The sequence below is a fragment of the Luteimonas sp. S4-F44 genome, assembly GCF_022637415.1.
GTDB lineage: Bacteria > Pseudomonadota > Gammaproteobacteria > Xanthomonadales > Xanthomonadaceae > Luteimonas.
Map to the genome: position 1 here is coordinate 1,624,890 of NZ_CP093340.1, position 13,583 is coordinate 1,638,472.

Below are 13,583 nucleotides of genomic sequence, written 5' to 3' on the forward strand. Positions count from 1 at the left end.
CAGGTGGACTCAATGCCCCTGCGGCACCGGTGTTGCTGCATCGCCGTCGCGCCCATCGGCGTCGGTGGCGGCGGCCGCGTCGCGGTCATGGCTGTGGTCGCGCGCCAGCAGCAGGTAGAACGCCGGCAGCACGAACAGCGTGAACGCGGTGCCGATCGACATGCCGGCAGCGATCACCAGCCCCATCGAGAAGCGCGCCGCCGCGCCCGGACCGCTGGCGATCAGCAAGGGCACCATCGCAAACACCAGCGCGGCAGTCGTCATCAGCACCGGCCGCAGGCGGATCGCGGCGGCCTGCTCGATCGCCTCGGTCTTGATCAGCCCCTCGTTGATCTGCAGCTTGTTGGCGAACTCCACGATCAGGATGCCGTGCTTGGAGATCACGCCCACGAGGGTGACCAGACCCACCTGCGTGTAGATGTTGATCGACATGCCGGGGAAGGCCTCGATGCCGGCGAACTGCAGGATGCCCGACACCAGGGCCAGCGCATTGAGCACCAGCAGCGCGCCGCTGATCGCCATCGGCACGGTGATCAGCATGATCAGCGCGTCGCGGAAACTCTCGAACTGCGCGGCCAGCACCAGGAAGATGATCACCAACGCGAATGCCAGCGTGATCAGCATCGTCGTGCCTTCCTGCTTGAACTGCCGCGACTCGCCGGCATAGTCCACGCTGTAGCCCTGCGGCAGCACGTCGGCAGCAATCTCGTCGAGCACCCGCAGCGCCTCGCCCTTGGTCACGCCCGGCCGCGGCGCGAAGGTGATGCCCACTGCATTGAGCTGCTGGAAGCGCTTGAGCGACTGCGGCTGCGCACTTTCCTTGAATGAGACCACCGTCGAGAGCGGGATCAGTTCGCCGCTGCGGGTCCGGGTGTAGTAGTTGCCGAGCTGTTCGGCGTTGAGCCGGTCGGCGCGCTGCACCTGCGGGATCACGCGGTAGGAACGGTTCTGCATCGCGAAGCGGTTGACGTAGCCGCCGGCGAGCAGGGCGCTCATGTCGGCCGCCAGCGTGCGCATGTCGATGCCCAGCAGCGCCGCTTTATCGCGGTCGATCTGCACTTCCACACGCGGCTTGTCAATCTTCAGGTCCTTGTCCAGGAAAATGAAGCGTCGGCTCTGCTGCGCACGCGCGACGACTTCGTCGGCGATCTCCGACAGCTGCGCCAGCGAGCCGATGCCGCCGATCAGGAACTCGCCGCCGCCGTCGCCGCCGGCCGAGGGCAGGGACGGCGGTACCAGCGCGAAGATGTTCAGGCCGGTGATCTCGGCGAGCTTGGGCTGCAGGTCCTGCTGCAGCACCTGGTTGGTGGAGCGGTCGCGCTGGCTCCAGGGTTTCATCACGAAACCGCCCATCGCGCTGTTGCTGCCGCCCATGCCGCCGAAGCCGCCGTTGAACAGGAAGAAGTCGTTGATCTCCGGGATCTGCTTCACCACGTCGGACATTTCTTCGGTGTAGCGCTCGACGTAGTCCAGCGTGCTCGCGGCATCCGCGCTGCCGATCGCGAACACGAAGCCCTCATCCTCCATCGGCGCGGGTTCCTTGGGCGCGCCGATGTACAGGAATGCGCACGACACCAACACCACCGCGCCGAAAGCCAGGATCACGCCGCGAGTCTGCAGCGCACCGTGCAGGCGCCGCTGGTAACCGTGCTGGAGTTTGTCGAAGCGCTGATCGAGCCATTGCTCCAACCGGCTTTTGCTCGCCTCGCCGTGCGCCTTGAGGATCTTGGCGCACATCATCGGCGTGAGTGTCAGTGCGATCACACCCGACAGCAGCACCGAGCCGGCCAGCGTGAAGGCGAACTCGGTGAACAACACGCCGGTCAGCCCACCCTGGAAGCCGATCGGCAGATACACCGCCACCAGCGTCGTGGTCATCGCCACGACCGGCCACGCCAACTCGCGCGCGCCACGGATCGAGGCGTCGAACGGCGTCATGCCTTCCTCGATATGGCGGTGGATGTTCTCCAGCACAATGATCGCATCGTCGACCACGATGCCGATCGCCAGCACCATCGCCAGCAGTGTCAGCAGGTTGATCGTGAAGCCCATCAACAGCATCAGGAATAGCGCGCCGACCAGCGACAGCGGCACAGTGATCGCCGGGATGAGAACGCTGCGCAGCGAGCCCAGAAACAGATAGATGACCACGATTACGATGATCACCGCCTCGACGATCGTGCGGATGACCTCGTTGATGCCGTCCTGAATCGACTCGGTGCTGTCGTAGGGAATTGTCGCCTCGATGCCTTCGGGCAGCTGCGGCACGATTTCGTTGTCCCAGGCCCGGCGCACGTCGGCGATCACGTCCAGCGCATTGGCATCGGGGGAAACATAGATGCCCATGAACGTCGCCGAGGCGCCGTTGATGCGCACCGACGAGCCGTAGTTCTCCGAGCCGAGCGCGACATCGGCGATGTCACCCAGACGTACGATCGCGCCGTCGGCCTCGCGCACCACCAGCGCCTGGAATTCCTCGGGTGTGCGCAGATCGGTGCGCGCGGTGAGATCGACCGCCACCATCTGGCCCTTGGTCGAGCCCAGCGCCGAGAGCACGTTGTTGGCCTGCAGCGCGGCGTGCACGTCGCTGGCGGTGACGCCCAGCGCGGTCATGCGGTCGGGCTTGAGCCAGATGCGCATCGCGAATGCGCCCGGCCCCATGATCTCGGCGCGCTGCACGCCCGGGATCGTCGCGATCTTCGGCTCGACCGCGCGCGTGAGGTAGTCGGTGATCTGGTTGTCGTTGAGCGTGGCGCTGGCGAACGAGACGTACATCGCCGCGACCTGCTGGCCCTGCTGCAGGTCGATCACCGGGTCCTCGGACTCGGCCGGCAACTCGCTGCGCAGCTTGTTGACCTTCGCCGCGATCTGGGTGAGTGCTTCGTTGGGGTCGTAGTCCAGGCGGATGTAGGCCTGGATCACGCTCACGCCGGCCGAACTTGTGGAGGTAAGGTAGTCGATGCCTTCGGCGCTGGCGACCTCGCGCTCAAGTGGCGTGGTGATGAAGCCCTGGATCAGGTCGGCGTCGGCGCCGAAGTAGGTCGTGCTGATGTTGACGACCGCGTTCTGCAACTCCGGATACTGGCGCACGTTGAGCTCGGAGAACGCGCGCAGGCCGAACAGCAGGATGAACAGGCTGACGACCATCGCCAGCACCGGTTTGCGGATGAAGATGTCGGTGAATGTCATCTCGGTCTCCCCCGCGCATCGCGGCGCGGGCTAGGGAGCGGGCGGGCCGGAGCCCGCGCGGCGTCAGCGGTTCTCGGGCGTCGGTGCTTCGTCGGCGGACGGCTGGACGCGGTTATTGATCGTCACCACGGCATCGTTGCGCAGCTTCAGCAGGCCGCTGGTGGCCACGCGCTCGCCGGGCTTGAGCCCCTCGGTCACCGCGATCATGTCGCCGCGCGTGGGGCCGGTGGTCACGAAACGCTGGCTCACTGTCAGCGTCGGTCCCTGGTCGCCGTCCTTGGGCGCGTCCGCGTTCGCGTCGCCGCGCTGCTCCGAGACTACGTAGACCGCGTTGCCATAGGGATTGAAGCTGACCGCTGTCTGCGGGATCACGACCACCTTCTGCGCACCGCCGACCGCCAGACCGACGCGCGCGAATGCGCCCGGACGCAGCTGGCCGTCCGGATTGGTCAGCGTCGCCTGCACCTGGAAGTTGCGCGTGTTCGGGTCGACCGCTGGTTCGATTGCGGTGATCGTGCCTTCGAAGCGCCTGTCCGGCAGCGCATCGACCCGCGCCTCGACGGTCGCGCCCTCCTGGATGCGCGTGAGCTGCTGCTCGGGCAGCGCGAAGTTCAGGAAGATCGGATCGAGCTGCTGCAAGCTGACGATCGCAGCCCCCGGTGCCAGATACTGGCCCAGGTTGACCTTGCGGATGCCCAGCACGCCGTCGAACGGGGCGCGGATGGTCTTCTGCGCGATCAGTGCCCGCTGCGCATCGACCTGGGCCTGCGCGGTCGCCGCCTCGGTGGCGCGTTGCTCGACTTCCGCCTGCGACACCAGTTGATCGTTGCCGAGCTGGCGCCAGCGGTCGCGCTGCACCGCGGCCAGTTTGGCCGCCGCCTCGCTCGAGCGCAGTACCGCCAGTTCGTTGTCGGTGTTGAGTTCGACCAGCACCGTGCCGGCCTTGACCGGCTGACCGGGCTCGAACGATAACCGGCGAACGACGCCGCCGGCCTCGGTGGTGACATCGGTGCCGTTGACCGCGACCAGGGTGCCGACCGCTTCCAGCGGCGTTGTCCAGGCCTGCTCGACGGCATCGAACGTGGTGATCGCGACCGGCGGCTGCGGCATGTCATCGAAGAACGCGTTGACCGCGCGTCCCGACAGGAACTTGGCGAGGAACACGCCACCGAACACCAGCACGGTGATCAGCAGCACGACGAACATGCGGAGGCGGGGACGCGGGGCGCGTCGGGGCTCGGTCCTAGACATGGGGCGTTCCGTCAGGCGTAGAAAGGAGGGCAGGGCAGCGCCGGTGCGATGCTGGACCAGTCGGTATCGAAGACCTCGCGGCTGACCCGGTCGATCAGCGCGTCGAGCGCGACGTCGTCGCCGGCGTCGACCAGCGGTTGCCAGCCGTAGCCGTTGAACAGGTACTGCAGGTGCCGGATCAGCAGTCGATAGGGATGGCCGATCACGGCCGGGTCCACCAGGTCGCGCTGCTGGACCAGTGCCTGCAAGCCGACCGACATCATCCAGGGCCCCATCGTCAGCGCCGGGATCGGCAGCGTGGACGTCGGCAGTTCGCCGTTCGCGCGGGCCTCAGCAGCGATGCCGTCGATCAGCTCGCCCAGGGGCGCGAAGGCCTCCAGCGCCCGACGCCGGCTCTCGGCCGACGCCGCGCCCCAGACCATATCGGTCCAGACGAATTGCGCCAGGCGGAAATGCTCCGGCTGCTCGCGCATGATCAGCAGGTCGGCCAGGACCACCGCCAGCATCCGCTCGCGGGTGGGGCCTTGCCAGTGCGCGGCGCGCTCGAACAGTTCCACCCGGCTCACGCAGTTGCGCGTGGCCAGCGCCACCAGCAGATCTTCCTTGCTGGCGAAATGCCGGTACAGCGTGCCGATCGCATAGCCGCATTCCTCGGCCACACGCGCCATCTGCAACGACATCAGCCCATCGCGCTGGATCTGCGCCTGGGCGACATCGAGCAGCGCGACCTCGCGCTCGGCAATCTCGCGCTGACGTCGGGCGACGGTGGGGCTGATGGCGGACATCGGGATCTGAACAGCGGCGGCGTCACATTGTGAATCAGATTCATTACATGAGCAAGGTTCACGTCGCGCCGATGTGTCATCGACCGGTGAATGACTTTCTGCACAGTGTGAACCGATGCTGGAATTAGCTATACTGGTCGGTATAGTAAATCCCGTTCGACTCCTCCCCCAGGGCTTCCCATGCGCCGAATCCTGTCCATTGCCGTGCTCGCCGCGGCGCTCTCCGCCTGTGGCAATCAACAGGAGCAGGCCGCTCCGCCGCCCCCCGAGGTCACCGTGATGACCGTCCAGCCCGGTGCGCAGCCTCTGCGCCAGGATCTGGTCGGCCGTCTCGCGGCGTTCCGCAGCGCCGACGTCCGCGCCCGAGTGCCCGGTGTGCTCGAGCGCCGCGTCTACACCGAAGGCAGCGACGTGAAGGAAGGCGACGTGCTGTTCGTGATCGATCCGGCGCAGTTGCAGGCCGCGCTCGGCAACGCGCAAGCCGCCGAAGCCCAGGCCCAGGCGCAGTACACCAATGCCAAGACCGCCGCCGACCGCGCGCGTCAGCTGGCACCTACGAACTTCATTTCCAAATCCGACCTCGACAACGCACTGGCGACCGAGCGCAGCGCACAGGCCTCGCTGGAAGCGGCCCGGGCCTCGGTGCGCAGCGCGCAGATCAACCTCGGCTATGCCACCGTGCGCGCGCCGATCTCAGGCCGCGCCGGCAAGCAGCAGGTCACCGAAGGCGCACTGGTCGGGCAGGGCGATGTGACCCTGCTGACCACGGTCGACCAGATCGACCCGCTGTACGTGAACTTCTCGATGAGTGTGTCGGACATGCAGGCGCTGCGCGCCAAGCAGGTCGATCGCAACGATCAGACCTCGGTGCAGGTGCGCCTGCAGGACGGCACGATCTACGAGCACACCGGCACCCTGGATTTCTCGGCCGATGTCGTTGACCCGGCGACCGGCGCGATCGCGCTGCGTGCGACGGTGCCCAATCCCGATCGCCGCCTGCTGCCGGGCACTTACGTGACCCTGATCGCCGACATGGGCCGCCAGGACGGCATCTACGTGGTGCCGCAGTCCGCCGTCCAGCGCGACGCGACCAGCGCCTTCGTTCTGGTCGCCGGCCCCGATGACAAGGTCGTGCGCAAGGACATCAATGTGGTGCGCGCCGATGGCGGCAACTGGATCGTCGACGCCGGCCTGTCGGCGGGCGATCGGGTGATCACCGTCGGCCTGCAGCGCGTCCAAGTCGGTGCGCCGGTGAGCCCGAAGCCGGCCGAGGCCGCTGCGGCCAAGCCGGACAACGCCGCCACACCGCCGTCCGGCACGCAGGCTCCGGCGCCTGCAGCGGCGCCGGCCGCCGATGCGCCGGCTGCGGACGCCGCCGACCAGGACTGATCCCATGCCCAAGTTTTTCATCAATCACCCGGTCTTCGCCTGGGTCGTCTCGATCCTGATCTCGCTCAGTGGCCTGATCGCGCTGCTGAACATGGGCGTCGAGTCGTATCCGTCGGTGGCGCCGCCGCAGGTGACCATCTCGGCGACCTATCCCGGCGCGGACGCGCAGACCACCGAGCAGGCGGTGACCCAGGTCATCGAGCAGCAGCTCACCGGTATCGACAACCTGCTGTACTTCAGTTCCACGTCCAGCGCCAATGGCCGGGCCAGCGTCACGCTGACCTTCGAGACCGGTACCGACAGCGACATCGCCCAGGTGCAGGTCCAGAACAAGGTCGCACTCGCCACACCGCGACTGCCCAGCGAGGTGGTCCAGCAAGGCGTGGTCGTCGCCAAGGAGAACACCGGCTTTCTGATGGTCGTGGGCCTGCGGTCGAGCGATCCGTCGATAGACCGCAACGCGATCAACGACCTGATCGCAGCCCGCGTGCTCGAGCAGCTCGCGCGCGTGCCCGGCGTCGGCAATACCCAGCACTTCGGTGCCGAGTATGCGATGAACATCTGGCTCAACCCCGACAAGCTGCAGGGCTACGGCCTGTCGGCGACCGAGGTGCTGGCGGCGGTCCGCGGCCAGAACGTGCAGTTCGCCGCCGGTTCGATCGGTTCCGACCCGGCACCCGACGGCGTGGGCTTCAGCGCGACGGTGGCCGGTGAAGGCCGCTTCAGCACGCCCGACCAGTTCCGCAACATCATCCTGCGCACCGACGCCAATGGCGCGGTGGTGCGCCTGGGCGATGTGGCGCGGGTCGACTTCGGCCCGTCGAGCTACGGCTTCGACACCAAGTACAACGGCCAGCCGACCGGCGCGGTTGCGATCATGCTTCAGCCTGGCGCCAACGCGCTCGGCGTGGCCGAGGCGGTGACCGCGCGGCTCGACGAATTGTCGGCGACGTTCCCGCCCGGCGTCGAATGGTTCAAGCCGTTCGACAGCACCACGTTCGTGACGATCTCGATCAAGGAAGTGGTCAAGACGCTGATCGAGGCGGTCATCCTGGTGTTCCTGGTGATGCTGCTGTTCCTGCAGAACCTGCGCGCGACGATCATTCCGACGCTGGTGATCCCGGTCGCGTTGCTGGGCACGTTCCTGGGCCTGAGTGCGCTGGGCTTTACGGTCAACCAGCTGACCTTGTTCGCGATGGTGCTGTCGATCGGCATCGTGGTCGACGACGCGATCGTGGTGATCGAGAACGTCGAACGCATCATGGCCGAGGAGCACTTGCCGCCGCGCGAGGCGACGATCAAGGCGATGAGCCAGATCACCGGCGCGGTGGTCGCGATCACCGTCGTGCTGGCCGCGGTGTTCATTCCCAGCGCGCTGCAGGGCGGCGCCTCGGGCGAGATCTACAAGCAGTTCGCGATCACCATCGCAGTATCGATGGGCTTCTCGGCGTTTCTCGCCCTGGGCTTTACCCCGGCCCTGTGCGCGACGTTCCTCAAGCAGCACGAGCCGCACGGCAACAAGCGCGAGAACGTGGTCTTCCGCGTCTTCAACAAGTACTACGACCGCGTCAACGACACCTACGTCGGCCACATCACCAGCGTCGTGCGGCATTCGCCGCGCTGGATGATGGTGTTCGTGCTGCTGGCGCTGGTCTGCGGCCTGCTGTACGCGCGGCTGCCGAGCAGCTTCGTGCCCGAGGAGGATCAGGGCTACGCGATGGTGATCGTGCAGCTGCCGCCCGGCGCCAGCTTGCAGCGCACCCAGGCGGCGATGGATCGCGTCTACGAGACCTTCCGCGGCCAGGAGAACCCGGAGACCGGCGAGCGGACAGGCGGCGTGCCCGGCTTCAAGAACATCCTGCAGGTCTCGGGCTTCAGTTTCGTGGGCATGGGCGAGAACGTCGGCATGGCGTTCGTCGAGCTCGAGCACTGGGACGAGCGCGATGTCAGCATCGACGACTTCGTCAACCAGGCCAACGGCATGCTCTACGGCGCGGTGCCCGAAGCGCAGATCTTCGTCGTCAATCTGCCGACGATCCAGGGCCTGGGCCAGTTCGGCGGCTTCGACATGTACCTGCAGGACCGCACCGGCCAGGGCCAGGCGGCACTGACCGAAGCCCGCAACAAGCTGCTGGCCAGCGCGGCGCAGATGTCCGATACGGTCGTGGGCGTGCGTCCGAACACGCTCGAGGCCGCGCCGCAGCTCGGCCTGCATGTCGACCGCGTCCAGGCGCAGGCGATGGGCCTGTCGGTGCAGGATGTCTACAACGCGATCCAGCTGATGCTCGCGCCGGTGTACGTCAACGACTACTTCTCGGAAGGACGCATCAAGCGGGTGAACATCCGCGCCGATGCGCCCTACCGGACGGGGCCGGAGTCGTTCGAGCGCTTCTACACCCCGTCGCCGGGCACGGCCGCCAATGGCCAGCCAGCGATGGTGCCGCTGAGCAACGTGGTCTCGGCCGACTGGGGCACCGCCTCGCCGTCGCTGAGCCGCTACAACGGCTATTCGGCGGTCAACATCGTTGGCTCGCAGGCGCCCGGTCGCAGCACCGGCGAGGCGATGGCGGCGATGGAAGGCATCGTCAACGACGAACTGCCGCCGGGCTTCGGCTTCGACTGGGCGGGCATGTCCTATCAGGAGATCATCGCCGGCAACACCCAGACGCTGCTGCTGGTGCTGTCGGTGGTCGTGGTGTTCCTGTGTCTGGCCGCGCTCTACGAGAGCTGGTCGATCCCGGTGGCGGTGCTGTTGGTGGTGCCGCTGGGCATCCTCGGCGCGGTGGTGTTCACGATGCTGCGTCCGGGGCTGTCGAACGACCTGTTCTTCCAGATCGGCATGATCACCGTGATCGGTCTGGCGGCGAAGAACGCGATCCTGATCGTGGAGTTCGCGGTCCAGCAACGGGCAGATGGCAAGACCCTGCGCGAGGCCACGGTCGAGGCCGCGCGTCTGCGTCTGCGGCCGATCCTGATGACCTCGTTCGCGTTCATCCTGGGCGTGACGCCGATGGCGCTGTCGACCGGTGCCGGCTCCAACGCACGTCACGCGCTGGGCACCGGCGTGATCGGCGGCATGCTGTTCGCCACGTTCCTGGGCCTGCTGCTGATCCCGGTGTTCTTCGTCATCGTCCGGCGCGTGCTCGGCGACAAGATGGACGAGCCCGATCCCAAGGCGATCGCCGCGCACCAGGCACGCAACGAGACACCGCAGGCGCACTGACGCACGCGGTGGCATGACCCAAGGGCCGTCCCGTTCGCGGGGCGGCCCTTTTTTGTTCGTTCGTAACCCTAAGTCAGGGGAGCCTGCGTCTGCCGGCTCTATCTGGCGGCGCTTCTTCGGGACGCGCGTCGCGCCGGCCGGGGAATGCTCCCCGGCTCGGTCAGCCATCCTGGCTGACTCGCCGCCGCGGGCCATCCATGGCCCGCTATCGCAATCCCCGACCAGCACGACGCACTGAGGCCGGCAGTGTGCAACTTCTTCAGGCAGGGAATCTGCCCCGAACCGAAGTTTGGCTGCCAATGTCGGCAGCAGCGGACTGACGGCCGGTGGCCGCGGCGGACGCACCATGGGTAAGCCCGCTCTGTTTGCGCGGCATGCCGCGCGAGCGGGGGAACGCCCGGCGTGCTACGCCGGGCCGGACCGAGCCGCGAAGCGGAGCGGGCGCGCGCCCGAGTCAAGGCAGGGTGAGCATGGAGGGCCTGCGCGGCATGCCGCGCCTCCATGCGAACGCCACGCGAGCGACGCGTGGCCGGACCGCGAAGCGGCCTTGTCGAGGGAAGAGCGGCTTCCGGCCGGCAGGCCGTTGTCCACCCGAAGTCAAGCGCGCCTTCGACTTTTAAGACAAGTACTTCGTGTGCGCTCGCGCGAAAGGCAGACAAGTGGCGCGTGGTCTGTGAGCCCATCGGTCGTATGCTGTCGCGCCGCGATCGCCTCCCTCGTGTCATGACCGTGATGTCCGTATCCCCGCGCCGACCGCTGCGCATCGCCATCGTCGGCTACGGCACCGCCGGGCAGGCATCGGCTGTGCTGCTCGCACGCGACGGCCACCAAGTCGAGGTCTACGAGCGCGCGCCCGCGCCGGGGCCGGTGGGCGCCGGCTTCCTGCTGCAGCCCAGCGGCCTGCAGGTGCTCTGGCGCATGGGCCTGTTGCCGCAGGTGCTGCGCCATGGCGCACGCGTGGATCGCCTGTTTGGCGAAACGCCCTGCGGCCGCGCGGTCATGGATATGCGCTACGCCGGGCTCGACCCGCGCCTGTATGGCCTGGGCATGCAGCGCGGCGCATTGTTCGAACTGCTCGACCACGCCTGGAACAACCGCACCGCCTTGCATCCCGGCGTCACTGTGACCGGCCCCGACGAGGCCGACGACCGCTGGCTGGTCGACGAGACCGGCCAGCGCCATGGGCCTTTCGACCTGGTGGTCGTCGCCGACGGCGCGGCGTCACGGCTGCGTGCCCGGATCGGCGGCGTACGTCACGACCGGGTTTATCCCTGGGGCGCCTTGTGGTGCCTGCTGGCCGCGCGCGACTGGCCGTTCGCCGCCGAACTGCGCCAGCGCTACGTCGCTGCGCGCCGGATGGTCGGCCTGTTGCCGGTCGGCGGCAGGCCCGGCGATGCCGAGCCGCGGCTGAGTTTCTTCTGGAGCCTGCCGATCGCCGGATTCGCCGATTGGCAGGCGACCGCGCTCGACCGTTGGCACGACGAGGTCGCCACGATCTGGCCCGAGGCCACGGTCTTGCTCGATGCGATCACGACACATGCCCAACTGGCGCGTGCGAGCTATCGCGATGTCGGACTCCGGCGCTGGCATCGTGGCCGTTGGGTGCTGCTCGGCGATGCGGCGCATGCGATGAGTCCGCAGCTGGGGCAGGGCGTGAACATGGCACTGCTCGATGCCGAGGCGCTGCGCGAAGCGCTGCGCATGCACGCGCCTGCCGATGCATTGCCCGCCTACCAGCGGCTGCGCGCGCGGCACGTCGGGATCTACCAGTTCTGGAGCCGGTGGCTGACTCCGATCTTCCAGTCCGATCACGATCTGGTTGCGCGAGCGCGCGACGTGGCGTTCCTGCCGATGGGGCGCATGCCCGGCGGGCGTGGGCACATGCTGCGCGTGCTCAGCGGCACCCAGCGCGGCGCGTTCGGCGCACTTGCACTGGCGCCGGCCTTCGTCGATGCATTGTGGGCCCCGTCCACCGCGGTGATCGACGGGTCGGCCGCCGAAGCGCCGCCGGTGACCTGACCTGTACGCACGCCATGCGCGAGAATCAGCGCAGGTCCGAGGATGGAGACGTGCGCCATGGCTACAGACGCCACCCACGAGGTCGACAACCAGCCGCCGGAGTTCGCGCCACGCGACCTCTGGCATGACGATGTCGCGCTATGCGAGGCGGTGGCGCGCGAAGGCGGTGCCGCCTTTACCGATCGACTGGCGAGCTACGGCGCGCTTGCTGGCGATGCGCTCTACGCCGCAGGCTTCGACGCCAACCGCGATCGCCCGCGGCTGCGCACGCACGACCGCTTTGGCCACCGCATCGACCGCGTCGAGTTCCACCCCGCCTATCACCAGCTGATGGAGGCGGCCATCGGCCAGGGCGTCGCCGGCCTGTCGTGGGCGCAGCCGGTGCCCGGCGCGCATGTGGCGCGCGCGGCGCTGGCGTATCTGCATCACCAGGCCGACGCCGGAACCAGCTGCCCGCTGACGATGACTCACGCAGCGGTCCCGGTGCTGCGCCGCGAGCCGCGCCTGCGCCCCTGGGCCGACAAGGTCGCGGCGATGCGCTACGACGCCCGCGATGTGCCGATCGACGACAAAGCAGGCGTCACGCTGGGAATGGGCATGACCGAGAAGCAGGGTGGTAGCGATGTCCGCAGCAACACCACCCGGGCGTCCCCGACGCGCGACGAGGGCATCTACACGCTGCGCGGCCACAAGTGGTTCTTCTCGGCGCCGATGTCCGACGGGTTTCTGGTGCTGGCGCAGGCCGACGCCGGGCCGACCTGCTTTCTGATGCCCCGGCGGCTACCGGGCGGCGAGCGCAACGACTTCCGGCTGATGCGGCTCAAGGACAAGCTCGGCGACTGGAGCAACGCCTCGGCCGAGATCGAGTTCGATCGCGCCTGGGCGCTGCGGGTGGGCGAGGCGGGCCGCGGCGTGGCGACGATCCTGGAGATGGTGATGCTGACCCGGCTCGATTGCATGCTCGCGGCCGCCGCGCAGATGCGCATGGCGCTGGCCCAGGCGCTGCACCATAACCGTCACCGGCGGGCGTTCGGCCGCGCGCTTGCCGAGCAGCCGTTGATGCGCAACGTGCTCGCCGATCTCGCGATCGAGACCGAGGCCGCGGTCGCGCTGGCATTGCGCGTGGCCGGCGCGGTCGATGCCGCAAGTCGCGACCCGGCGCAGGCGGCCTTCGCGCGCGTGGCCACGGCGATCGGCAAGTACTGGCTGTGCCGGCGCGCGCCGACGTTCGTCAACGAGGCGCAGGAATGCCTTGGCGGTGCGGGCTACATCGAGGAGTCGATCCTGCCGCGCCTCTACCGGCAGGCACCGCTGAACTCGATCTGGGAGGGCAGTGGCAACCTGCAATGCCTGGACGTCCTGCGCGCGCTGACGCGCGAACCGGGCGTGGCGGCGGCGCTGCAGGCGCAGATCGAGGCCGCGCGGGGCATGGACGCAGGGTTCGACGCGGCCGCCGACCGGCTAGCGGAGCAGCTTGCGGACGCGGCGCGTGCGCCGCACGACGTCGAGTCGCAGGCGCGGCGGTTGGTCGAGGCGACCGCGCTGGTGCTGCAGGGCGCGGTGTTGCTGCGCGCGAACAGTCCGATCGCCGCGGCGTTCTGCGTCAGCCGGCTGGCCAGCGCCCATGCACTGGCGCTCGGCACGCTCGAGCGCGGGATTGATCTCGACGCGCCGCTGGCGCGCGTGCTGCCGACCTGACGCGCAGTGCTGGCAGCCGCGCCGGGGCG

The 13,583-nt window shown here is 68.1% G+C and carries 7 protein-coding genes; 4 read left to right on the plus strand and 3 right to left on the minus strand.

The window, feature by feature from the left end; translation table 11 throughout:
• Positions 1–9: 9 nt before the first annotated feature.
• From MNO14_RS07360 to MNO14_RS07370, 3 genes are all read right to left on the minus strand, one after another.
• Positions 10–3,189, minus strand: a complete 3,180-nt coding sequence (locus MNO14_RS07360; protein ID WP_241946038.1) for an efflux RND transporter permease subunit — start codon at positions 3,187–3,189, stop codon at positions 10–12.
• Between the two features lie 63 nt (positions 3,190–3,252).
• On the minus strand, positions 3,253–4,395 hold the full coding sequence (locus MNO14_RS07365) for an efflux RND transporter periplasmic adaptor subunit (RefSeq protein ID WP_241946039.1): 1,143 nt from the start codon (positions 4,393–4,395) through the stop codon (positions 3,253–3,255).
• A 56-nt stretch (positions 4,396–4,451) separates the two neighbouring features.
• Positions 4,452–5,225 (minus strand): TetR/AcrR family transcriptional regulator, encoded by a 774-nt coding sequence (locus MNO14_RS07370; RefSeq protein WP_241946040.1) that lies wholly within the window; start codon positions 5,223–5,225, stop codon positions 4,452–4,454.
• A 180-nt stretch (positions 5,226–5,405) separates the two neighbouring features.
• Between MNO14_RS07370 and MNO14_RS07375 the strand changes: the two genes are divergently transcribed.
• From MNO14_RS07375 to MNO14_RS07390, 4 genes are all read left to right on the plus strand, one after another.
• Entirely contained in the window at positions 5,406–6,614 is a 1,209-nt protein-coding gene (locus tag MNO14_RS07375; RefSeq protein ID WP_241946041.1) for an efflux RND transporter periplasmic adaptor subunit, read from the plus strand.
• Positions 6,615–6,618: 4 nt separating this feature from the next.
• A complete protein-coding gene (locus tag MNO14_RS07380) occupies positions 6,619–9,837 on the plus strand; it encodes a multidrug efflux RND transporter permease subunit (protein WP_241946042.1) in 3,219 nt (1,072 codons plus the stop codon).
• Positions 9,838–10,569: 732 nt separating this feature from the next.
• Positions 10,570–11,856, plus strand: coding sequence for an NAD(P)/FAD-dependent oxidoreductase (locus tag MNO14_RS07385; RefSeq protein WP_241946043.1), 1,287 nt, complete (start codon positions 10,570–10,572; stop codon positions 11,854–11,856).
• A 57-nt stretch (positions 11,857–11,913) separates the two neighbouring features.
• The gene (locus MNO14_RS07390) at positions 11,914–13,554 is read left to right on the plus strand and encodes an acyl-CoA dehydrogenase family protein (protein WP_241946044.1); all 1,641 of its coding nucleotides are present in this window, start codon (positions 11,914–11,916) and stop codon (positions 13,552–13,554) included.
• The last annotated feature ends 29 nt before the right edge of the window (positions 13,555–13,583 follow it).